This window comes from Paraburkholderia sp. JHI2823 (genome assembly GCF_038900695.1).
In the GTDB taxonomy this organism is placed as follows: domain Bacteria; phylum Pseudomonadota; class Gammaproteobacteria; order Burkholderiales; family Burkholderiaceae; genus Paraburkholderia; species Paraburkholderia mimosarum.
Genome location: NZ_JAYMRY010000002.1, coordinates 312,994 through 335,275, shown reverse-complemented (window position 1 = coordinate 335,275; position 22,282 = coordinate 312,994). Strand labels below are relative to the sequence as shown.

General features: G+C 65.4%; 26 protein-coding genes. 22 read left to right on the top strand and 4 right to left on the bottom strand.

All coding sequences use genetic code 11. The features are described from left to right. Positions 1-377 precede the first annotated feature (377 nt). Positions 378-1,124: a 2,3-diphosphoglycerate-dependent phosphoglycerate mutase gene (gene gpmA, locus VSR34_RS04075; protein ID WP_028209295.1), complete on the bottom strand. Its 747-nt coding sequence runs from the start codon at positions 1,122-1,124 to the stop codon at positions 378-380. Between the two features lie 179 nt (positions 1,125-1,303). On the opposite strand from gpmA, the gene VSR34_RS04070 reads away from it, so the two are divergent. From VSR34_RS04070 to VSR34_RS04050, 5 genes are all read left to right on the top strand, one after another. Continuing rightward, positions 1,304-1,729 carry a rhodanese-like domain-containing protein gene (locus VSR34_RS04070; protein ID WP_028209296.1) on the top strand — a complete coding sequence of 142 codons (426 nt, stop codon included), beginning with the start codon at positions 1,304-1,306 and terminating at the stop codon, positions 1,727-1,729. Beyond that, positions 1,726-1,986, top strand: coding sequence for a glutaredoxin 3 (gene grxC / locus VSR34_RS04065; protein WP_028209297.1), 261 nt, complete (start codon positions 1,726-1,728; stop codon positions 1,984-1,986). Before VSR34_RS04070 ends, grxC begins: the two co-directional genes overlap by 4 nt. Before the next feature lie 169 nt (positions 1,987-2,155). Beyond that, a complete protein-coding gene (secB, locus tag VSR34_RS04060) occupies positions 2,156-2,620 on the top strand; it encodes a protein-export chaperone SecB (RefSeq protein WP_028209298.1) in 465 nt (154 codons plus the stop codon). A 43-nt stretch (positions 2,621-2,663) separates the two neighbouring features. Further along, positions 2,664-3,662, top strand: coding sequence for an NAD(P)H-dependent glycerol-3-phosphate dehydrogenase (locus VSR34_RS04055; protein ID WP_028209299.1), 999 nt, complete (start codon positions 2,664-2,666; stop codon positions 3,660-3,662). A gap of 96 nt (positions 3,663-3,758) precedes the next feature. Further along, a complete protein-coding gene (locus VSR34_RS04050) occupies positions 3,759-4,286 on the top strand; it encodes an O-acetyl-ADP-ribose deacetylase (RefSeq protein ID WP_028209300.1) in 528 nt (175 codons plus the stop codon). 14 nt (positions 4,287-4,300) lie between these two features. Here the strand turns inward: VSR34_RS04050 and trmL are convergent, their stop codons facing one another. Both trmL and VSR34_RS04040 read right to left on the bottom strand, forming a co-directional pair. Further along, positions 4,301-4,771 (bottom strand): tRNA (uridine(34)/cytosine(34)/5-carboxymethylaminomethyluridine(34)-2'-O)-methyltransferase TrmL, encoded by a 471-nt coding sequence (gene trmL, locus VSR34_RS04045; protein WP_028209301.1) that lies wholly within the window; start codon positions 4,769-4,771, stop codon positions 4,301-4,303. Between the two features lie 45 nt (positions 4,772-4,816). Beyond that, on the bottom strand, positions 4,817-5,560 hold the full coding sequence (locus VSR34_RS04040; RefSeq protein ID WP_342961962.1) for a ComF family protein: 744 nt from the start codon (positions 5,558-5,560) through the stop codon (positions 4,817-4,819). 207 nt (positions 5,561-5,767) lie between these two features. Between VSR34_RS04040 and VSR34_RS04035 the strand changes: the two genes are divergently transcribed. The 8 genes from VSR34_RS04035 to VSR34_RS04000 all read left to right on the top strand — a co-directional run bounded on the left by VSR34_RS04035 (position 5,768) and on the right by VSR34_RS04000 (position 13,158). Beyond that, on the top strand, positions 5,768-6,745 hold the full coding sequence (locus VSR34_RS04035) for a methyltransferase domain-containing protein (protein WP_028209303.1): 978 nt from the start codon (positions 5,768-5,770) through the stop codon (positions 6,743-6,745). 267 nt (positions 6,746-7,012) lie between these two features. Continuing rightward, positions 7,013-7,489, top strand: a complete 477-nt coding sequence (locus tag VSR34_RS04030) for a DUF2244 domain-containing protein (RefSeq protein ID WP_028209304.1) — start codon at positions 7,013-7,015, stop codon at positions 7,487-7,489. Positions 7,490-7,577: 88 nt separating this feature from the next. Continuing rightward, positions 7,578-9,227, top strand: a complete 1,650-nt coding sequence (gene coxB / locus VSR34_RS04025; RefSeq protein WP_028209305.1) for a cytochrome c oxidase subunit II — start codon at positions 7,578-7,580, stop codon at positions 9,225-9,227. Between the two features lie 184 nt (positions 9,228-9,411). Further along, on the top strand, positions 9,412-11,025 hold the full coding sequence (ctaD, locus tag VSR34_RS04020) for a cytochrome c oxidase subunit I (RefSeq protein ID WP_028209306.1): 1,614 nt from the start codon (positions 9,412-9,414) through the stop codon (positions 11,023-11,025). Positions 11,026-11,158: 133 nt separating this feature from the next. Beyond that, on the top strand, positions 11,159-11,299 hold the full coding sequence (locus tag VSR34_RS04015; protein WP_209439859.1) for a cytochrome oxidase small assembly protein: 141 nt from the start codon (positions 11,159-11,161) through the stop codon (positions 11,297-11,299). A gap of 39 nt (positions 11,300-11,338) precedes the next feature. Continuing rightward, positions 11,339-11,917: a cytochrome c oxidase assembly protein gene (locus VSR34_RS04010; protein WP_042288253.1), complete on the top strand. Its 579-nt coding sequence runs from the start codon at positions 11,339-11,341 to the stop codon at positions 11,915-11,917. Between the two features lie 61 nt (positions 11,918-11,978). After that, positions 11,979-12,200, top strand: a complete 222-nt coding sequence (locus VSR34_RS04005) for a DUF2970 domain-containing protein (RefSeq protein ID WP_036017473.1) — start codon at positions 11,979-11,981, stop codon at positions 12,198-12,200. 100 nt (positions 12,201-12,300) lie between these two features. Further along, on the top strand, positions 12,301-13,158 hold the full coding sequence (locus tag VSR34_RS04000) for a cytochrome c oxidase subunit 3 (RefSeq protein WP_028209308.1): 858 nt from the start codon (positions 12,301-12,303) through the stop codon (positions 13,156-13,158). A gap of 123 nt (positions 13,159-13,281) precedes the next feature. Here the strand turns inward: VSR34_RS04000 and VSR34_RS03995 are convergent, their stop codons facing one another. Further along, positions 13,282-13,491, bottom strand: coding sequence for a twin transmembrane helix small protein (locus VSR34_RS03995; RefSeq protein WP_028201826.1), 210 nt, complete (start codon positions 13,489-13,491; stop codon positions 13,282-13,284). A 105-nt stretch (positions 13,492-13,596) separates the two neighbouring features. On the opposite strand from VSR34_RS03995, the gene VSR34_RS03990 reads away from it, so the two are divergent. The 9 genes from VSR34_RS03990 (at position 13,597) to VSR34_RS03950 (ending at position 22,280) form a co-directional block, all read left to right on the top strand. Continuing rightward, a complete protein-coding gene (locus VSR34_RS03990) occupies positions 13,597-14,379 on the top strand; it encodes an SURF1 family protein (RefSeq protein WP_051390680.1) in 783 nt (260 codons plus the stop codon). 103 nt (positions 14,380-14,482) lie between these two features. After that, a complete protein-coding gene (locus VSR34_RS03985) occupies positions 14,483-15,136 on the top strand; it encodes a cytochrome C oxidase subunit I (protein WP_342961915.1) in 654 nt (217 codons plus the stop codon). Positions 15,137-15,172: 36 nt separating this feature from the next. Further along, the gene (locus VSR34_RS03980) at positions 15,173-16,282 is read left to right on the top strand and encodes a COX15/CtaA family protein (protein WP_028209310.1); all 1,110 of its coding nucleotides are present in this window, start codon (positions 15,173-15,175) and stop codon (positions 16,280-16,282) included. A 9-nt stretch (positions 16,283-16,291) separates the two neighbouring features. Continuing rightward, positions 16,292-17,197, top strand: coding sequence for a heme o synthase (cyoE, locus tag VSR34_RS03975; RefSeq protein ID WP_028209311.1), 906 nt, complete (start codon positions 16,292-16,294; stop codon positions 17,195-17,197). A gap of 4 nt (positions 17,198-17,201) precedes the next feature. Further along, positions 17,202-17,843 (top strand): SCO family protein, encoded by a 642-nt coding sequence (locus VSR34_RS03970; protein WP_342961914.1) that lies wholly within the window; start codon positions 17,202-17,204, stop codon positions 17,841-17,843. A gap of 168 nt (positions 17,844-18,011) precedes the next feature. After that, positions 18,012-18,824 carry a MetQ/NlpA family ABC transporter substrate-binding protein gene (locus VSR34_RS03965; RefSeq protein WP_028230002.1) on the top strand — a complete coding sequence of 271 codons (813 nt, stop codon included), beginning with the start codon at positions 18,012-18,014 and terminating at the stop codon, positions 18,822-18,824. Between the two features lie 521 nt (positions 18,825-19,345). Next, complete coding sequence (locus VSR34_RS03960) at positions 19,346-20,080, top strand: GntR family transcriptional regulator (protein ID WP_342961913.1); 735 nt, start codon at positions 19,346-19,348, stop codon at positions 20,078-20,080. A 96-nt stretch (positions 20,081-20,176) separates the two neighbouring features. After that, on the top strand, positions 20,177-21,280 hold the full coding sequence (nagA, locus tag VSR34_RS03955; RefSeq protein ID WP_342961912.1) for an N-acetylglucosamine-6-phosphate deacetylase: 1,104 nt from the start codon (positions 20,177-20,179) through the stop codon (positions 21,278-21,280). Continuing rightward, entirely contained in the window at positions 21,273-22,280 is a 1,008-nt protein-coding gene (locus VSR34_RS03950) for an SIS domain-containing protein (protein ID WP_028230004.1), read from the top strand. The genes nagA and VSR34_RS03950 overlap by 8 nt, the downstream gene beginning before the upstream one ends. Positions 22,281-22,282: the final 2 nt, after the last annotated feature.

Below are 22,282 nucleotides of genomic sequence, written 5' to 3'. Positions count from 1 at the left end.
TGCGGTCGAGGCGCGTCGGAAGGCGCGTGGCAGCGTCTAATGGAAAAGCGACGGACAAGTATAACTGCACACCTGCCGAGGCTGTGCATAGGGTGTGTAAGAACGGGGTAAGACAGCGGCGGCGCAGCGTGGTTCGCAAGACGTGCGTCGCAAAGCGAGGCCTGGCGCGGCGCTGACAGGAAGCTGGCAGTTCTGCCAGTTGCGGCGTGAAACGGCGGGAAATGAAAAGGGGAGTGTGCAACCAGTTGTGCTGCAACGGCCGCTGATCCCCGGCGGAAGGCAGCGGCAGGGCGGCTCGGGCCGGTGCGCATGGCCCCCGGGCAGCCGCCGCGCGCGGCAGCTGCCCGAACGGCCGATAAGGCACGGGCGGAAAGGCGTCAGGCCTTCTTGCCCTGGTTGGCCACGGCGGCCTGCGCCTTCGCGATGGCTTCGGCGTCGCCCAGGTAGTAGTGCTTGATGGGCTTGAGGCTCTCGTCGAGCTCATACACGAGCGGCACGCCGTTCGGGATGTTCAGGCCGACGATGTCGTCATCGGAGATGTTGTCGAGGTACTTCACGAGCGCGCGGATCGAGTTGCCGTGCGCGGCGATCACCACCTTCTTGCCCGACTTGATGGCGGGCGCGATCGACTCGTTCCAGACGGGCAGCACGCGCGCCACCGTGTCCTTCAGGCATTCGGTGAGCGGCAGTTCCTCGCGTGGCACACGGGCGTAGCGCGGGTCGTCGTACGACGTGCGCGAGTCGGTCGGTTCGAGCGCGGGCGGCGGCGTGTCGTAGCTGCGGCGCCAGACGAGCACCTGGTCGTCGCCGAACTTTGCCGCCGTTTCGGCCTTGTTCAGGCCCGAAAGCGCGCCGTAATGACGCTCGTTCAGGCGCCACGAGTGGACCACGGGCAGGTACATCAGGTCCATCTGGTCCTGCACGTGCCAGAGCGTGCGGATCGCGCGCTTGAGCACGGAGGTGTAGGCGATGTCGAACGTGTAGCCGGACTCCTTGAGCAGCTGGCCCGCCTGCTGGGCTTCGCGGTTGCCCTGCTCGGTGAGGTCGACGTCCACCCAGCCGGTGAAGCGGTTTTCCTTGTTCCACGTCGATTCGCCGTGGCGGATGAGTACGAGTTTGTACATGAAGATGCCGGTCGGTAGTAAGGGAAGCAGTTAATCGGGGACACAGCCGCGGCGGCCCGGTCCCGCGGGCGGCGCGCCCGGGCTGGGGGGCGGTCACCCTGCGACAAAACGCTTATTTTATAATGAGCGGATTGCCCGAATCCGATTTCTCCGACTTTCCTTTTTCCGGCGGACTCTCCGTGACGTTCTTCACCAATTACATCAACCTTGTACTCATCGCGATCGTCCTCATCTCGGGAGGGTTGCTCCTGTGGCCGTCGCTCAAGCGCGGCGGGCGCGGCGGTGTTTCCACCGCCGAGGCGACGCAGCTCATCAACCGCCGCAACGCGGTGGTGATCGACCTGCGCCCCGCGGGTGAATTCGCGAAGGGCCATCTGCCTTCGGCGCGCCAGATCGAATTCGGCGAGCTCGAGGCGAAGATCGGCCAGTTCGTGAAGAACAAGAGCAACCCGGTGTTGCTGGTCTGCCAGACGGGCCAGCAGTCGCACAAGGCCATGCGCCTCGTGAAGGACGCCGGTTTTGCCGAGGTCCACGTGCTGGACGGCGGCGTCAACGCCTGGCAGCAGGCCGGTATGCCGGTCGTGAAACAAGGAGGTTTGAAGTGAGCAAAGTCGTCATGTACAGCACCCAGGTGTGCCCGTATTGCCAGATGGCCGAACGTCTTTTAAAGTCGCGCGGCGTCGAGCACATCGAAAAGGTGCTGATCGACCGGGATCCGGCGCGGCGCGACGAGATGATGACGCGCACCGGCCGGCGCACCGTGCCGCAGGTTTTCATCGGCGAGACGCACGTGGGCGGTTACGATGACCTCTCCGCGCTCGACCGGGCGGGCGGCTTGATGCCGCTGCTCGAAGCCGCCTGACCCAGCCTGACGACGTAGCGACCTAGCGCCGCAGGATTGCGGCCCGCGCGAGCCCCCAAGGCTTGCGCGGGCCTGTTGCCGTTCATTGCCGTAGCGCGGCGCCTTTTCGGGACTTCGAGATGTCACGATAATGCGGCCGTGATCCATTCAATCAGGGAAGCCATACATCATGTCTGACGAGAACAACCAGCCGTTCTTCAACATCCAGCGCATCTACCTCAAGGACATGTCGCTCGAACAGCCGAATTCGCCGGCCATCTTCCTTGAGCAGGACATGCCCTCGGTGGAAGTGGAAGTCGACGTCAAGGCCGAGCGCCTGGCCGAGTCGGTGTTCGAAATCCTCGTCACCGGCACCGTCACGGCCAAGGTCAAGGACAAGGTTGCGTTCCTGATCGAAGCCAAGCAGGCCGGCATTTTCGATATCCGCAACATTCCGGCCGAGCAGGTGGACCCGCTCGTCGGCATCGCCTGCCCGACCATCCTGTTCCCGTACCTGCGCTCGAACATCGCCGACGCGATCACGCGCGCAGGCTTCCCGCCGATCCACCTGGCCGAGATCAACTTCCAGGCGCTCTACGAGCAACGCCTGCAGCAGCTCGCCCAGCAGGACGGCGCAAGCAGCGCGACGCACTGATTGCGTCGATCGTCTCCACGAACTACCGGTGCGGAGTATCGGAATGAACATCGCCGTTCTCGGCGCCGGAGCGTGGGGCACCGCGCTGGCAGGGCATCTCGCCCAGGCGCATGACACGGTGTTGTGGGCGCGCGATGGCGCGCTCGTCGACACCTTGCGCAAGACGCATGAAAACGCCCGCTATCTCGCGGGCATTGCGCTGCCCACGACACTCCACTACGAAACGGATCTCGCCGCCGCGCTCGACCATGCGTCGGGCGAGGCGGATCTCGTCGTGCTCGCCACGCCCGTTGCGGGCCTGCGCGGCATGCTTTGCACGCTGCGCGACATGGGCCGCGTGCCCGCGCACTTCATCTGGCTCTGCAAGGGCTTCGAAGCCGAAACGCAGTTGATGCCCCACCAGGTCGTGGCGGCTGAGCTGCCGGGCCACGCGAGCAACGGTGTGCTGTCGGGGCCGAGCTTCGCGCGCGAAGTGAGCGAGGGCCTGCCCGTCGCGCTGACGGTGGCGAGCGCCTCGGCGGTGTGCCGCGAACGCACGCTCGCCGCGTTCCACCACCGCGCCATGCGCATCTACACGGGCGACGACGTCGTGGGCGTGGAGGTGGGCGGCGCGGTCAAGAACGTGCTTGCGATCGCGACCGGCATCTCGGACGGTTTGGGCCTCGGTTTGAATGCGCGCGCCGCGCTGATCACGCGCGGCCTCGCGGAGATGACGCGCCTTGGCGTCACGCTCGGCGGGCGCGCGGAAACCTTCACGGGCCTGACCGGCCTCGGCGACCTGATCCTTACCGCGACGGGCGACCTCTCGCGCAACCGCACCGTGGGCAAGCAGCTCGCGAGCGGGCGCACGCTCGACGACATCCTCGGCGCGCTCGGCCATGTGGCCGAAGGCGTGCGCTGTGCGCAGGCGGTGCTCGCGCTGGCGCGCGATCATGGCATCGACATGCCGATCACCCAGGCGGTATGCGCCGTGCTTTTCGACGGTGTCGCGCCGCGCGACGCCGTGAGCGCGCTGCTCAGACGCGACGCGAAGGCCGAATAGGGCGCGTTTGCGCGTCGGGCGATCCTGCTGCGCCCTGTGTGGGGCACGCAAGCCCTGCGTGGGGCCGGAGCAAGTGCCGAGGCAAAGGAGGACCGTATGCTGATCATCGGAAGCTGCCGCATCGAGGCGCAAGCCGTGGACATCACCACGCTGGCCGTCGATGCGATCGTCAACGCCGCGAATTCCTCACTGCTCGGCGGGGGCGGTGTCGATGGCGCGATCCACCGCGCTGCCGGGCCGGACCTCCTGCGCGAGTGCGAGACCCTCGACGGCTGCCCGACCGGCGACGCCAAAATCACCGGCGGCTATCGCCTTCCCGCGAAACACGTGATCCACACTGTGGGCCCCGTCTGGTACGGCGGCGGCAATGACGAGGCGCGTCTGCTCGCTTCGTGTTACCGGCGCTCGCTCGAACGCGCTCGCGAGGCAGGTGTCACGAGTATCGCGTTTCCGGCGATCAGTTGCGGCATCTACCGTTTTCCCGCCGACGACGCCGTGACCATCGCTGTCGCGACCGTGATGGACGAGCTGCCGAAGTCGCCTGCGCTCGCGCAAGTGATCTTCGCGTGCTTCGACCAGTCGATGCTGACGCGCTACGAGCGCGAGCTGGCCAGCAAGGCGTAGCGCCCCACGCGGGGTCATTCGCCGCCTTCGAACCCCGCCTGGCGCCACGCTTCGAATACCACGACCGCCACCGTATTCGAGAGATTCAGGCTGCGGTTGCCGGGCCGCATCGGCAGGCGCACGCGCTGTTGCGTCTCGAAGCGATCGAGCACCGCGTCGGGCAGGCCGCGTGTTTCTGCACCGAAAACGAACCAGTCGCCGGGCTGGAAGGCGTGTGCGTGAAAGCGCCCCGAGCCGCGCGTCGTGAACGCGAACATGCGCGACGGATCGGGCGCTTCCTTCGCGATGAACGCCTCCCAGTTGCCGTGCACGTGCATCTGCGCGTACTCGTGATAGTCGAGGCCCGCGCGGCGCATTTTCGTGTCGTCGAGGGGAAAGCCGAGCGGCTCGATCAGATGCAGCCGCGCCCCCGTGTTCGCGCACAGGCGGATGACGTTGCCAGTGTTCGGCGGAATTTCGGGCTCGACGAGAACGACGTTGAACATGACGATGAAACTCTTTCTATATGTCCTGGATAGGGATGGTGCCGGTCAGTCTTTCGGCGTGCGCAGCGCGACGAAGTTGGTCACACGCCGTGCGCCTGCGGCCTTGAGCGTGTGCGCGAGCGCATCGAGCGTGGCGCCCGAGGTCATCACGTCGTCGACCACGCCCACGTGCTGCCCGGCGACGGGCCGCGCGAGCGCGAACGCGCGCCCGACATTGCGGCGGCGTGCTTCGCGATCGAGCTTCGATTGCGGCGCCGTATGCAGGGTGCGTCGCACTAGCGTGGCGTCCGCCGGCGTGCCGAGCCGGCGCGCGAGCGGCCGCGCGATCTCCCACGCCTGGTTGTAGCCGCGCTCGATGAGGCGTTCGCGCGAAAGCGGCACGGGCACGACGATATCGGGCCTGGTGTGCGGGTCGAGGTTGTCTTGCGCCGCGAGCGCGAGGCGTCGCGCGAACTCCTCGCCGAGCGCAAGGCGCGCACGGAACTTCAGGCCGCGCGCGAGCAGATCGAGCGGCGCTCGGTAATCGGCGAGCGCGAGCGTCGCGTCGAACGCTGGCGGCGTCTCGATGCAGGCTTCGCAGCGGTAGCGAGTGCTTCCCATCGTTGGCCCCCTCATGCGGCGCCGGTGCGCGAGCGGCATGGCGCACACCGTGCAGCGCAGGCGCGCCTCGTTGCAGTACGCCGCATCGCAGCACACGCAGAGCGTGGTTCGCGACAAATTGCCGCATAATGGACAAAGGTTAGGCAACGCGAAGTGGGCCAGCTGCGATAAACGCGGCGCAAGCCGCATTGCCACTTGCTCGCGCGCTTCCCGACACGCGCGCACTGCGCCCGCAAGACGTATGCGGTTCGATTCGGGTGTCATGACACGCGATGCATGGCGTGACGCGCGTGAAAAAAGGCGCAGCGGCATTGAAGGACGGCCCCGGCAAGGGCGTGCAACTGAAAGGATGGGAGTGAGCGAGTATACTTCGCCGACTTCGCCAATACGACCGACATGTCCCCGTCTCCCGCAAGAACTGGCCGTCCGGACTACGATACCCGGCACCTGCGGCGCATCTTCGATCGCCGTGCGGCGACTTTCGACGAGGTTGCCTTCCTTCCGCGTGAAATCGCGCAGCGCATGCGCGAGCGGCTCGAATACATCAAGGTGAGCCCCGCAGCCGTGCTCGACGTCGGCTGTGGCCCAGGCGACGACCTGCCAGGCTTGCGCGAGCGCTTTCCCGAAGCGCCCGTGTTCGGCACCGATCTCTCGCTCGCCATGCTGCGCCGCGCGCGCGCAAACGATGCCGCCGATACGAGCTGGCGCCGCTTTCTGCCCGCATCGGTTGGCCGCGCGCTCGGCTCGCGCGGCCCGCGTTTTGCGCAGGCCGACCTCGCGGAACTGCCGTTCGCCCATGGCGCGTTCGAACTGCTCTGGTCCAATCTCGCGTTGCATTGGCATCCGCGCCCCGACCTCGTGTTCGGCGAGTGGCAGCGCGTGCTCAAGGTGGGCGGCCTGCTGATGTTCAGCACGTTCGGGCCCGACACGCTCAAGCAACTGCGCGGCGCCTTCGCCGAAGTCGAGGCCGCGCACGGCGTGCCGACGCGTGCGCACATCGTCGATTTCGTCGACATGCACGATCTCGGCGACATGCTCGTCGAGAACGGTTTCGAGATTCCGGTGATGGACCAGGAAACGCTCACCGTCACTTACACGACGCCTGAGAAACTGCTCGCCGACGTGCGCCGCTGGGGCGCCTACCCGTTCGAGCGCGAGGGTGACGGCGTGCATGGCGCGCGGCGCCTGCACCGGGCGCTCGTCGCCGCGCTCGAGGCGCGCCGCTGCACGGACGGACCGCACGCGGGCACGATCCCGCTGACCTTCGAGATCATCTACGGACATGCGTGGAAGGCCGTGCCGCGCATGACCGCCGAAGGCCATGGCATCGTGCGCATCGAAGACATCGGACGCGGTCCGGCAAGGAATCGGTAATGCGGTAAGGGGGCTTTCGTTATGCCTGAAATTAGCGCCATAAAAGCCCCCCGGGAATGCCTGAAAAATCGCTGAAATGCCCGTCCTGTATGGGTTTGCTGGCGATTGGGCGTTGCTTGTGAGGGCTTGGGATCGCGCCTATAATGCGTCAGTTTGCTGCACGGAAGGGTCCCCAAAATCCGCTGTGGCAAGTCCAGATCTCCCCGTAGTTGTGCGCGGCGCGGCACGGCGATAGTCTGGCGAGGTTGTTGTGGGGGGAAGCGAGCGATGCAGGCGTCTGATCTGCTGGCGAGTGCGGAGCCGGTCCTGCAGGACTGGACCATGAAGCGCAACTGTTCGGTTTCGCCCAGGCAATTCGTGTTCTTCTATGTGTCGCTGGCGCTGGTTTCCATCGCGATCGCCGTTCTGTTGTTGATCCACGGCGCCTGGCTGGTTTTGCCGTTTACCGGTATCGATCTGTTGGTAGTAGGCGGCGCTTTTGTCATTCATGCGCGCCATGCTGTCGATTACGAACGTATCAGGCTTTATCCGAACCGGCTGGTGATCGAACAGATGAGCGCCAACGCGCTCGTGCAGTTCGAATTCAATCCCCGCTGGGTCCGGGTCGAGCCGGGCGCGACCCCACGCGACCCGGTGCGTCTCGTGTCCCGCGGCCAGGCGGTCGCTGTCGGGTTGCATCTGCCGCAATATCGGCGTGCGCAGTTCGCGCGGGAACTGCGCATCTGGCTTGCGCGCGCGGCTTGATGCGCGGCGCGTGAGCACGGCCGGCGCGGCGTGAGCGTCCCAGGGGGCGCCCTGGTTGCAAAACCTTCCTGCGGGGTCGAGGGTTTGAATGGAAATTATGGGTAAGGAAGCTATGAAAACAATCAAGCGAGCCCTCCAGGGGGTGCTGGCGTGCAGCGGATTCCTCGTCGCCGGCGCGGCACTCGCAGTCGGAGACAGCCCCGGCGGTCCTGCGGTGAACGAGATCAATTTCCAGCCGCCCGTCACGCGCATCGCCTCAGAGCTTTACAGCCTCCACATGATGATGCTGCTTCTATGCACCGTGATCTTCATCGGTGTGTTCGGCGTCATGTTCTATTCGATCTACGCGCACCGCAAATCGAAGGGCCACAAGGCCGCCCATTTCCATGAAAGCACCACGGTCGAGATCATCTGGACGGTGGTGCCGTTCATCATCGTCGTGCTGATGGCGCTGCCCGCCACCAAGGCCGTCGTCGCGATGAAGGACACGTCCAACGCCGACCTCACCGTGAAGGTCACCGGCTACCAGTGGAAGTGGGGCTATGACTACGTGAAGGGGCCGGGCGAGGGCATCAACTTCCTCTCCACGCTGAGCACGCCGCGCTCCGAGGTGAACAACCGTGTGCCGATCACGGATACGTATCTCCAGGAAGTCGACAACCCGCTCGTCGTGCCGGTCAACAAGAAGATCCGCATCATCACCACGGCCAACGACGTCGTGCACTCGTGGTACGTGCCCGCGTTCGGCGTGAAGCAGGACGCGATTCCGGGCTTCGTGCGCGACACCTGGTTCAAGGCCGACAAGGTCGGCACCTATCGCGGCTTCTGCACGGAGCTGTGCGGCAAGGAGCACGCATTCATGCCCGTCGTGGTCGAAGTGCTGTCCGACGACGACTACGCGAAGTGGGTGCAGACGCAAAAGGCGAAGATGGCCGCCGCCAACGACGACCCGAACAAGACCTACACGCTGGCCGAGCTGAAGGAGCGTGGCGAGAAGGTGTACACGTCGACCTGCGCGGTCTGCCACCAGCCCACCGGCAAGGGCGCGGGCGCGTTCCCGGCGCTCGACGGCAGCAAGGTCGCCAACGGCCCGCTCGCCCAGCACGTGAGCATCGTCCTGCAGGGCAAGAACGCCATGCCCTCGTGGGCGCCCACGCTCAACGACGTCGAGATCGCCTCGGTCATCACGTTCGAGCGCAACTCGTGGGGCAACCATACGGGCGACGTGCTGCAGCCGCGCCAGGTCACCGACGCGCGCAACGGCAAGATGCCCGAGGGCGGCGATCACACCGCCGCAGCGGGCGCGGCGAGCGGCGCGGCAGAGGCCGGCGCGGCAAGCGGTGCCACCGAAGCGAGTGCGGCGAGCGGCACGACCGCGGCAAGCGGCGCCGAGCAGGCTTCCGGCGCGGCGCAGACCACGGCGGCGCTGCCGGCGAGCGTCTACTTCGAAGTGGGCAAGAGCACGCTGCCCGCCGACGCGAAGGACGCCATCCAGGCCGCCGCCGATTACGCGAAGGCACACCCCGATGCGAAGTTCACGCTCTCGGGCTACACCGATTCGAGCGGCAACGCCAGCACGAACGCCGACCTCGCGAAGCGCCGTGCGCAAGCGGTGCGCGACGCAATGAAGGCGGCCGGTATCGCCGAAGACCACATCATTCTGAAGAAGCCGGAAACGATCACGGGCGGCGCGAACGCGAAGGAAGCGCGCCGGGTGGAGATCGGCACGGCGGCCTGAAGGGCCAGGGCCGGGCGCAAGTACGGCAAGCAGCAAGAAACGCAGGACAAGCGCTGCGCGAGCACATAACAAAGCAGGCAAACGCCGCAGCAAGAGACGCAAAGGCAATTCGCTTCCGCAACTCAATTGCATGGGGCAGGAGTCAGGCGCGACAGCGCCGGCACCGGACCGACAGGAGATAGTCATGTCTAGCATCGGACACGATGTAGCTGGGGGGCACGGCCACGTGCACGGCGATCACGCGCACGCCACGCCTCACGGCTGGCGGCGCTGGCTGCTGGCGACGAACCACAAGGACATCGGAACGCTGTATCTGCTGTTCTCGTTCGTGATGTTCCTCTCGGGCGGCGTCATGGCGCTCGCGATTCGCGCGGAGCTGTTCGAGCCGGGCATGCAGATCATGCGCCCCGAGTTCTTCAACCAGCTCACCACGATGCACGGCCTCATCATGGTGTTCGGCGCGATCATGCCGGCCTTCGTGGGCTTCGCGAACTGGATGATCCCGCTGCAGATCGGCGCCTCGGACATGGCGTTCGCGCGCATGAACAACTTCAGCTTCTGGCTGCTGCCGGCCGCCGCGTGTCTGCTGGTCGGCTCGTTCTTCTCGCCGGGCGGCGCGACCGCCGCGGGCTGGACGCTGTACGCGCCGCTCTCCACGCAGATGGGTCCAGGCATGGACCTGGCGATCTTCGCGGTGCACATCATGGGCGCTTCGTCGATCATGGGCGGCATCAACATCGTCGTGACGATCCTGAACCTGCGCGCGCCGGGCATGACGCTCATGAAGATGCCGATGTTCGTGTGGACGTGGCTCATCACCGCGTATCTGCTGATCGCCGTGATGCCGGTGCTCGCGGGCGCGATCACGATGGTGCTGTTCGACCGCCACTTCGGCACGAGCTTCTTCAACGCGGCGGGCGGCGGCGACCCCGTCATGTACCAGCACATCTTCTGGTTCTTCGGGCACCCCGAGGTCTACATCATGATCTTGCCCGCGTTCGGGATCGTTTCGCAGGTGATCCCGGCGTTCTCGCGCAAGCCGCTGTTCGGCTATAGCTCGATGGTGTACGCCACCGCTTCGATCGCGATTCTCTCGTTCATGGTCTGGGCGCACCACATGTTCGCGACCGGCATGCCGGTCACGGGACAACTGTTCTTCATGTACGCGACCATGCTCATCGCCGTGCCCACGGGCGTGAAGGTGTTCAACTGGGTCGCCACGATGTGGCGCGGCTCGCTCAGCTTCGAAACGCCGATGCTGTTCGCGGTGGGCTTCCTCATCGTGTTCACGTTCGGCGGTCTCTCGGGCCTGATGCTCGCGATGGCGCCCCTCGACATCCAGTACCACGGCACTTACTTCGTGGTGGCGCATTTCCACTACGTGCTGGTGGCGGGGTCGTTGTTCGCGCTATTCGCCGGGTGGTATTACTGGTCACCCAAATGGACCGGCTGGATGTACAACGAGATGCGCGGCAAGATCCACTTCTGGTGCTCGCTCATCTTCTTCAACCTCGCGTTCCTGCCGATGCACTTCGTCGGCCTCGCCGGCATGCCGCGCCGCTATGCCGACTATCCGGCCCAGTTCACCGACTGGAACCAGGTGATCTCGATCGGCGCCTTCGGCTTCGGGCTTTCTCAGGTGTACTTCCTGTTTGCCGTGGCGCTGCCCGCCTATCGCGGCGGCGGCGAACTGGAGAAGGCCAGCGACAAGCCGTGGGACGGCGCGACGGGCCTCGAGTGGACCGTGCCGAGCCCGGCCCCGTTCCATACGTTCGAGAATCCGCCGACGGTCGAATGAGCCGTTGAGTCGTAGCGTCCGGCTGCGGGCAGCCGGACGCGAGCGAAGTCGCAGTCTTTATCGACCGATGCGCGAGAGGCACGAAGGGTGATTCACGATGCAAGGAGAAGCCGCGGCCAACCGCGCTGAACGCATGACCCGGGATCCACAAAAAAGACGCACGCCTGCGCAGATCCGCGCGGGCAATCTGCGGCTCGGCCTCGTTTTGCTGGCGGTCGTAGTCGGATTCTTTGTGGCTGCCGTCGTCAAGCAGGTGTATTTCCCCGGCCACTGACGCCAAGGCGTGTGCCGGCAGACCGTTCGAGGAAGTTCGATGTCCACGCAAGCTCGAAGTGATCGCGCAATCAACCGGTCGATGCTCGTCAAGCTCGTCGTCGTGGCGTTGCTGATGTTCGGCTTCGGCTTCGCGCTGGTGCCGATGTATCGCGCGATCTGCCAGGTCACCGGGATCAACAACCTCGTGCAGCGCGACGCCACGGAGCGCGAGGCGCGCAACACGCAGGTGGACATGACGCGTACGGTCTCGGTGGAGTTCGACGCGAATGCGCGCGGGCTGCTCGGCTTCAAGCCGGAACAGACGAGCCTCGACGTGCATCCGGGCGAAGTCATGACGGTGATGTACGACATTTCGAACAACGAAGGACGCACGATCGACGCGCAGGCCATTCCGAGCTACGCGCCGAAGCAGGCAACGGAGTACTTCCGCAAGATCGAGTGCTTCTGTTTCACGCAGCAAACCTTGAAGGCGAACGAGACGAAGCGCATGCCGGTGGTATTCGTGATCGATCCGAAGCTGCCGAAGGACGTGAAGACGATCACGCTGTCGTACACGTTCTTCGAGTTGAACAAGCCGGCCGTGCCGCCGCCGCCGAAGCAGCCGGCGGGCGCATGAGGCACGGGTGGCGAGATCGACGGGACCAACGAGCGCAAGAGGCTCAAGAGGCGAATGGCGCATGAGCGACGAAGGCGGCGGAGCAGGGCCGGCCAGGAAGAAAGGCGGCATCCTGCAAGTGATGAAGGCGGTGGCTTGGTCCTTCCTCGGCGTGCGCAAGCGCGCCGACCTCGAAGCCGACGCCGCGAACCTGCATCCCGCGCAATTGATCATCGCGGGAATCGTTGGCGCGGTGCTGTTCATCGTCGTGCTGCTGTTGATCGTGCACGCGGTGGTGGGATGAAGCGTGTGCAATCTCGCGCGCGAAGCAGTGAATAACGAGGACACACTCGAGTCAATGCAGCCGGCGGCGTCCGGCGCAACTGGAAACTGGAGAAAGAGGCATGAGCGGCCAAAACGATAGCCCGTACTACTTCGTACCGCACCCGTCGCGGCATCCGATCAGCGCGTCCATCGGTCTGCTGATCATGCTCGCGTCGCTCGCGTCGTGGATCAACGGCGAGTCGTGGGGGCCGATCGGCGTGCTCGTCGGCCTGCTATGGCTGCTCTTCACACTGTGGCACTGGTTCGGCGACGCCATCGCCGAGTCCGAAGGCGGCATGTACGGCAAGCGCGTCGACGTGTCGTACCGCTGGAGCATGAGCTGGTTCATCTTCTCCGAGGTGATGTTCTTCGGCGCGTTCTTCGGCGCGCTGTTCTACGCGCGCGCGATCGCTCTGCACCAGCTCGGCAGCCTTGACTACAAGCTCATCTGGCCGGACTTCTCGGCGGTGTGGCCGAACACCGGCCCGGCAGCACTCGTATCGCATTTCCGCTCGATGACGCCGTGGCCCGTACCGACCATCAACACGGCGCTGCTGCTTTCGTCAGGCGCGACGCTCACGGTCTCGCACCACGCGCTGCGCGACAATCATCGCACCAAGGCCATCGCCTGGCTCGCCGCGACGATCGTGCTGGGCGTGTGCTTCCTTTTCCTGCAGGCGTTCGAATATATCCATGCGTATGGCGAACTGAACCTCACGCTGGCTTCGGGCATCTATGGCTCGACGTTCTTCCTGCTCACGGGCTTTCACGGCTTCCACGTGTTCCTGGGCGGCACGATGCTGACTGTCGTGATGATCCGGCTCATTCGCGGCCACTTCACCGCCGACCATCACTTCGCCTTCGAGGGCGCGGCGTGGTACTGGCACTTCGTCGATGTGGTCTGGCTCGGCCTCTACGTCGTCGTGTACTGGCTGTGACGCCTCGCGCGCCGCATTTTTCGCGGCGCAAGAAAGGAGAACCGGAACGAAGCAAGGCGCCGCCCGACCTCGTCGACGCGGCGCCTTGTGTTTTGCGCGATGCGGTGACTTTTGGCGCTGCGCTCAGCGGCCGTAAGGAATCCCGGTGGACTGGATCCAGCCCATCCAGTGCGCGAACAGGATGAAGAGAAAGAGCGAAATGGAAAGGCCCACGCGCGTGGCGAGCGACCAGACCATCCGCTTGGTGCGGCCCCGGTCGTGCATCATGAAGTAGAGCGCCGAGATCATGCTCGCGATGATCAGCGCGAACGCGACGGGGACCAGTATGTGCATGAAGTTCACGGAATTTGGCATGCCTGAAAACGTCTGTCTCATTATCGCACCGCGCTGCGTCGCGCGGGGTTCGATCCGCCGCCAGGCTCGCATCGGACGTGCCCCATGAAGATCCGGCTCGTCCCCGCATTGCTGATCCTGATCGTGATGGCCGTCACGATCCGGCTCGGCTTCTGGCAGCGCGATCGCGCGCATCAGAAGGAGGTGCTGCAGGCGCAGATCACGCAATACGAATCGTCCACGCCGCAAACGGTCGGCGCCACGCCGCTCGCGCTGAAGGACATCGAGTTCCACCGCGTGCGTGCCAAGGGCACCTTTGTGCCCGAGCGCGTCGTGTATCTCGACAATCGTCCGTATAACGATCAACCGGGCTTTTATGTCGTCATGCCGCTTAAACTCGAAGGCGGCGGGTACGTGCTCGTCAATCGCGGCTGGCTGCCGCGCAACATCGCGGACCGCACCGCGATCGCGCCCTATGTCACGCAGCCGGGACCCGTCGAAGTGGTGGGCATTGCGCGCGCGAACGCCTCGCGCGCATTCGAACTCGGTGCGGGCGGCTCTGCAGCGCATCAGAAGATACGGCAGAATCTCGGCGTCGCTTCCTATGCAGCGGAAACCGGGTTGCCGCTGCAACCGTTCGTGATCCAGCAAACCGGCTTCGTGCCGTCCTTCAAGGACGGCCTCGTGCGCGACTGGCCCGTGCCGGATACCGACGTCGAGCGCAACTACGGCTACATGCTCCAGTGGTGGGGCATGGCCCTCGCGGCGCTCGGGTTCGGTCTTTTTGCGGCCCGCAAGGCTGCGACAAAAGCGCGCGGCGAAGGCGAAGCCGAAGCGCGCGTCGATAATCCCGGCCGGGAAAAAGAAGGCAGCGCGAAGGACGCCTGATGATTCGTCGGACGAACCGATTTCATCCGGACATACCCAGAAATCGGCGCTGCTGATGCAGTTCATGAACAACCGAAAGCGACAGATGTGAGGTTCCACGAGAGTGTCGACGCAATCCCCCCGTTCTCCCCGGGTCGCGCAGAAGGCCGGCCCGCATGCCGCCCAGGGCCCGAAAGGCTCGCGGCGGCGCGGCCGCTGGATACTCCTTCTGATCGTGCTGATCTGCGGCGCGCCCATCGTGCTTTCGTACTTCACGTACTACGTGATCAAGCCCAAGGGCGGCACGACGAGTTACGGCGCGCTGATCGAGCCGCAGCGGCCCATTCCGGACGCGCTCATGGCAATGGGCGACGACGGCCACGAAGTGCCGCTCGCCTCGCTGCGCGGGCGCTGGCTGATGGTGTCGGTCGACAGCGGAGCCTGCGGTGAAGCTTGCGCGACGAAGCTCTATTTCATGCGCCAGGTGCGAGCGACGCAGGGGCCGGAGCGCGAGCGCATCGTCACGGTCTGGCTGCGCACCGACGACGCGAGCGTTCCCGCGAAGATCAAGGGCGCCTACGCGGACACGCGCATGCTGCGCGTCGATCCGGGTGCGGTCGCGGCGTGGCTGCCCGCCACGGATGCGACGAAAGACACCGATCACGTCTACCTGATCGACCCGAACGGCAATCTGATGATGCGGTTCCCCGCGAATGCCGATCCGTCGAAAATCAAACAGGACGTCACTAAACTCCTCAAGTGGTCGCGCATCGGTTAAGGTGCGCAGCGCGAATCTGACAGAAAGAGTAGAGAGATGTTTATCCTGGAGCTGGCCCTGATCGGCCTGTGCATCGCGTTGCTGCCGCTGTCATGGGTCTGGGTGAAGGCCGACGACAACAAGTTTCGCAAGCTCGTCTGGCTCACGACATTCATGACGCTCGACCTCGTGATGTTCGGCGGCTTCACGCGTCTCACCGATTCGGGTCTCGGTTGCCCGGACTGGCCGGGGTGCTATGGGACGTCGTCGCCGTTCATCGCCCATGCGCAAATTGCCGCAGCGCATCTTGCCATGCCGAGCGGCCCCGTGAGCATGACGAAGGCGTGGATCGAGATGATCCACCGCTATTTCGCCATGGCGATCGGTATCCTGATCATTGCGCAAGTGGCGATTGCCTGGCGTGCGCGTATCAAGCGCCTGCCGCTGCATGTGTCGCCCTGGTGGCCCACCGCGCTGCTCGGGCTGATCCTCGTGCAAGGCGTGTTCGGCGCCTGGACGGTGACGATGAAGCTGCAGCCCATCATCGTCACGACACACCTGCTGCTCGGTCTCACGCTGCTCGGCACGCTCGCGTGGCTCGCCGCGCGCATGACGCCGCTGCCCGCGTTCGAGCCCGACGCCGCGCGCTGGCGCGTGGCCGCGCTGGCGGCGCTCGGGCTGCTGGTCGCGCAGATCGCGCTGGGCGGCTGGGTCAGCACGAACTACGCGGTGCTCGCCTGCACCGACTTCCCGACCTGCAACGGCGCATGGATTCCGCCGATGGATTTCCATCACGGCTTCCACCTCTGGCGCGCGCTCGGCATGGACGGCAACGGCGACGTGATCACGCAGGACGCGCTCGTCGCGATCCACTGGACGCACCGCACGTTCGCGTTCGCGGTGATCGCTTATCTGGTATGGTTCGCGCTCCGCATGCGGCGCTACGCCTCGTTGCGACGCCCGGCGAACTGGGTTCTCATTATTGTTTTGATCCAGTTCCTGACAGGACTTTCCAACATCGTGCTGCAGTGGCCGCTGCCTGTCGCCGTGGCGCACAACGGTGGCGCGGCGATCCTGCTGCTTCTTGTCGTCGTGCTAAACTTTCGAATTGCTTGTAGCCGCCCCGGCCGCGCCGTACTCCCTGCGCGCGACACCGCTGCGGTGTGATCCCGCCCTATGGAAAGTACAACCCTCTCCCAGACGCCCGGTAGCCGGATTTCCCAATATCTCGCGCTCACCAAGCCGCGCGTCACGCAACTGGCCGTGTTCTGCGCCGTCATCGGCATGTTCCTCGCCGTGCCGGGCATGGTGCCCTGGAAACAGCTGATCGGCGGCACCGTCGGCATCTGGCTCACGGCCGGCGCGGCCTTCGCGATCAACTGCCTGGTCGAGCAAAAGGTCGATGCGCGCATGCGTCGCACGGCCTGGCGTCCCTCGGCCCGCGGCGAGATCACGAGCATGCAGATCCTGATCTTCTCCGCGGTGATCGGCGGCCTCGGCATGTGGGTGCTGTACACGTTCACCAATCCGCTCACGATGTGGCTGACCGTCGCGACCTTCGTTGGCTACGCGATCATCTACACGCTGCTGCTCAAGCCCGCCACGCCGCAGAACATCGTGATCGGCGGCGCCTCGGGCGCCATGCCGCCGGCGCTCGGCTGGGCCGCCGTGACGGGCCACGTGCCCGGCGACGCCTGGATTCTCGTGCTCATCATCTTCGTGTGGACGCCGCCGCACTTCTGGTCGCTCGCGCTCTACCGCCGCAAGGACTACGAAAACGCCGGCCTGCCGATGCTGCCCAACACGCACGGCGAGAAATACACGCGCCTGCATATCCTGCTCTACACCGTGATCCTGTTCGCGGTCACGCTGATGCCGTACATCTCGGGCATGAGCGGCGTGCTGTATCTGGCTGCGGCCGTGCTGCTCGGCGCGGTGTTCCTCGCCTACGCGTGGAAGATCTATCTCGAGTACTCGGACGCGCTCGCGCGCAAGACTTTCCGCTATTCGATCGTCTACCTGTCGTTGCTGTTCGCGGCGCTGCTCGTCGACCATTACGTGCATGCGCTCATCGGAGCGTAACGATATGGCGCGCTCAACGTTCGCGCGCGTGGCGCGTGCCACGCTCGTTGCGCTCGCCGTAGCGGGCGCGGTAGGGGGCACGCTGGTTCTGGAAGGCTGCGGGCAGCAGCCGCCGTCGTTCTCGAACCTCGACATCACCGGCAACACGCAGTTTGGCAAGGACTTCTCGCTGCCGGACGCGAACGGCAAGACCCGTACGCTCGCCGATTTCCGGGGCAAGGTGGTCGTGCTGTTCTTCGGCTACACACATTGCCCCGATGTTTGCCCGACCACCATGGCCGAGCTTTCGCAGGCGCTCCAGCAACTGGGGCCCGATGCTGCGAAGCGTGTGCAGGTGTTGTTCGTCACCGTCGATCCCGAGCGCGACACCGCGCAGATCCTCGGCCAGTACGTGGCCGCGTTCAATCCGACTTTCGTCGGACTGCGTCCCGGCGATGACGCGCAACTCAAGCAAGTGGCGAAGGACTTCCGCGTCTACTACGCGAAGGTGCCCGGCAACGCGCCGGACAGCTACACGATGGACCACACCGCCGCGAGCTACGTGTTCGACACGACCGGCAAGCTGCGCCTTTTCGCGCGCGACGGGCAGGGCGTCACGCCCTGGCTGCACGACCTGAAGATCCTCCTCGGCTCAAATCCCGCCTGAAGGAGAAGCCCGCCGCCGCGGGCGCCTCCTTGCCCGCCGGCATACCAGTATGCGAATTCTTTATTTCGCAGAGCTGGGTCCATATGAGACGATTTATATCGTCCGGCGGACGGCGCACAACGCCGCGCAACCGGAGCGACAACAAACCACGCAGGAACATCACCCTCCATGCAGCGCAGAAATCTGATTAAAGCACTCCTCGCCGGCGTAGCCGCCACCACGCTCGCAGCCAGCTTCGGCGCCCGCGCCGACGACCAGACCATCAAGGTCGGCACCGTTTCGGGTCCGGACGCCAAGGTCTGGGCCGTCGTCCAGAAGGTTGCGAAGCGCGAAGGCCTGAACGTCAAGGTCGTCGAATTCAACGACTACGTGCAGCCGAACGCCGCGCTCGACGCCGGCGACCTCGACGCCAACAGCTTCCAGCACCAGCCCTACCTCGACAGCCAGGTCAAGCAGCGCGGCTACAAGATCCAGAGCGTCGGTCTCACGTACATCTCGCCGATCGGCGTGTACTCGAAGAAGCTCAAGTCGCTGAACGACCTCCCGCAAGGTGCGAAGATCGCGGTGCCGAACGACCCGTCGAACGAGAACCGCGCGTTCCTCCTCCTGCAGTCGAAGGGCGTCATCAAGCTGCGCGCGGGCGCTGGCGTGAACGGCAGCAACGCCACGCCGCTCGACGTCGCCGAGAACCCGAAGAAGATCAAGTTCGTCGAACTGGACGCCGCGCAACTGCCGCGCTCGCTCGCCGACGTCGACGCGGGCGTCATCAACACGAACTACGCGCTGGCCGCCGGCCTGCAGCCGACGAAAGATGCGATTGCGCTGGAAGACATCCGCAGCCCCTACGCGAACGTGATCGTGGTGCGCACGCAGGACAAGGACAAGCCCTGGGTGAAGAAGCTGGTCGCCGCCTATCAGTCCGAAGACGTGCGTCAGTTCATCAAGGGTGAATTCAAGGGGTCGATGGTTCCGTCGTTCTAAGGACTATTCGAGAAGCCTGGGCCTGCGTCTAGTCGACGCGGGCAGCCCTTGCAGGATCCGAACGCCGTGGCGAGAGCCGCGGCGTTTTTTATTGCGCACGAATTGTGGCGAGTCGATGGATCGTGCCGATCCAGGCGCGCTGGTTTGACGGCGCCCGCCCGGCGATCTCCTGGGCGCGCGCTATCTTTCTCGCGAATCCATGTCGCTGGTGCTATGCCGGTATTACGCTGGGCTATCCACAATGACCTGTATGAAACCAATCTGGTCTCCTCGCGGAGCCCGAAAAAGCTCTTTTCAGGGTAAATCCCGATGCTATGCAGTGTGCGCTCCGCGCCTTGTGTGTTCGTATAAGTTTTTGATTTTAAGGGATATTTCAAGCCTGCCTGTTGCCGGTTCTCATGTGTTGACTGGTCTTATTGTGGTTATATAATGGGCTCTCATTCGCGCCGGAACCCACTGCATCGCCACAAGGCATGCCGGCCCGGCCCTCCACGATCTCTCCAACCGCTGGCGCCAAGTCCATGGAAACCCGTTGGTCTGCCCTGATGCCCGATGCGCGCAATGTGACGCCGCTCTATCTGCAGCTGGCGCACAACCTTGCCACGGCCATTCATTGCGGCGTGTGGTCCGCCGGCGAGGCGCTGCCCTCGGAGCGGACGCTTTCGGACGCCATCGGCGTGTCGCGCATCACGGCGCGCAAGGCGATCGAGCTGCTTGTGGAGCAGGGGCTGATCCGGCGCGCGCGCGGCGCGGGCAGCTTCATCACGCCGCACGTGGAGGACCCGCTTTCGCGCCTGACCGGTTTCACGAAGAAGATGGAACAGCGGGGCTTCACGCCCGACTCGGTATGGCTCGAGCGCGAAGTGCGCCCCGCGCGCCGCGAGGAGATCGTGCAGCTCGGGCTCTCGCCGGCCGCCTCGGTGGCCAGCATGCGCCGGCTGCGGCGCGCCGACGGCATCGTGATGGCCGTGGAGCATTCGGCGCTGCCGGTTTCGATCGTGCCGGACCCCGAAGCCATCGACGGCTCGCTGTACGCTTACCTGGAGCAGCGCCGCGTGCCCGTGGTGCGCGCGCTGCAACACTTTCGCGCCGTCAACGCGACCGGCGAGATCGCCGCGCTGATGGGCGTCGAGGCGCGCGCGGCGCTGCTCGTCATCACGCGTGTGGGCTTTTCCGCCGATCAGCGCGCCATCGAGCTGACCGACACTTATTGCCGCGACGGCTATTACGACTTCGTTGCGGAGCTGCGCCAGTGAGCGCCGCCCGCAGGAACGGAGCGCCGGCGCACTCTCTCTCATGCAATTCACCGAAACGTCCTACCGCGCTTTGATGCACTTCATCGGAAAAATCTCATGCTGAGCGGAAACATACTCACCCCTGAAGGCTGGATCCACGGCACGCTGTCGTTCGAGAACGGACGCATCACCGCGATCACGGGCGAGGCCACCGATCCGGCGAAGAACGACGCGCCCTACATCCTGCCGGGCTTCATCGACCTGCACGTGCACGGCGGCGGCGGCGCCGACGTCATGGAAGCCGGCGATGCAATGGAAACCATCGCACGCACGCATGCCCGCTACGGCACCACGAGCCTGCTCGCCACCACCATGACGGCGCCGCGCGACGAGCTGATGGCCGTGGTCGCGGGCCTCGGCAACGTCACGCGCAACCGCACGGCGGGCGGCGCGCGCGTGCTGGGCGTGCACCTCGAAGGGCCGTACATCAACCCGGGCAAGCTCGGCGCGCAACCCGACGCCGCTGTTTCGGCCGTGCTCGACGAAGTGCTCAAGTACCTCGCGATTGCGCCGATCCGCGTGGTGACCGTGGCACCCGAAATCGCCGGTCACATCGAGATCATCGGGGAGATGGCGGCGCGCGGCGTGCGCGTGCAACTCGGCCACTCGCTCGCCACCTACGACGACGCCGTGGCCGCGCTCAAGCACGGCGCCTGCGGCTTCACGCACCTCTTCAACGCGATGTCGCCGCTGCATCACCGCAATCCGGGCGTCGTTGGCGCGGCGCTCGCGCATGCCGAGTACGCCGAGATCATTCCCGACCTGCTGCACGTGCATCCGGGCGCGATCCGCGCCGCGCTGCGCGCCATTCCGCGCCTTTATGTGGTGACCGACAGCACCTCGGCCACCGGCATGCCCGACGGCGAATACCGCCTCGGCAGCCAGCGCGTGACGAAATGCCTCGGCGGCGTGCGCCTCGCCGACGGCACGCTCGCGGGCAGCACGCTCACCATGGACCAGGCGCTGCGCAACCTCGTCTCGATCGGCTTGCCGATCGCCGATGTTTCCGCGCGTCTGTCGCGCTATGCCGCCGACTACCTCGGCATCGAAGACCGTGGCCGCCTCGTGCGCGGCGCATGGGCCGATGTCAACGTGTTCGATCGCGAGCTGGCGCTCACCGCGACCTATGTCGAAGGAGAATCGATTGTCGAATATGCTTAATGAAGCGCTGGCCTCGGCCGGCGTCGTCGCCGCACAACTCGCGGACACCTCGCGCGTCGAGGCGCTCGCCCGCGTGCTCGAAGCCGAGCCGCGCCACGTCGCGCTCACTGTCGCGCGCGGCAGCTCGGACCACGCGGCGAGCTACTTCGCCGCGCTCACCATGAGCCGCATCGGCGTGCCGGTGGCCTCGATCCCGATGTCGATCGCCACGCTGCAACAGGCGCCCTTACGCGTGCGCGGCCAGTTCGCCCTTGCTTTCTCCCAATCGGGTAGGAGTCCTGACCTCGTCGCGACGATCAAGGCGCTGCGCGAAGCCGGCGCGCTGACGGCCGCCATGGTCAACGTCGCGGGCTCGCCGCTCGCCGAGGCCGCCGGCACCGAACTGCCGCTCCTCGCCGGTCCCGAGCTCAGCGTGGCCGCCACCAAGAGCTATATCGCCATGCTCGCGATGTCGGCGCAACTCGTCGGCTTCTGGCAGCGCGACAGCGGGTTGCTCGATGCCGTGCGCGCGCTGCCCGACGCGCTCGAGCGCGCGGGCACGCTCGACTGGTCGAAGGCCGTGGAGGAACTGCGCGACGTCACGCAGATGATCGTCATCGGTCGTGGACCGGGCCTCGCCATTGCCCAGGAAGCGGCGCTCAAGCTCAAGGAAACCTCGGGTATTCAGGCCGAAGCGTTTTCGAGCGCCGAAGTGCGGCATGGCCCGATGGAGCTGATCGATCGCGACTATCCGCTGCTCGTGTTCGCGCCGCGCGGGCCGGAGCAGGCGGGCCTGATCGAGTTCGCCCGCGACATGGAAAAGCGCGGTGCGCGCGTGCTGCTCGCCGCGCCCGCCGACGTATCCGGCGCAGCGCTGCCGCTCGCGACGACGGCCGACGCCGCGCTCGATCCCATCGCGGCCATTCTCTCGTTCTACGTGATGGCGGCGCGCCTTGCCGCCGCGCGCGGCCGCAATCCGGACGAGCCGCGCTATTTGAACAAAGTCACCGAAACCCACTAGAT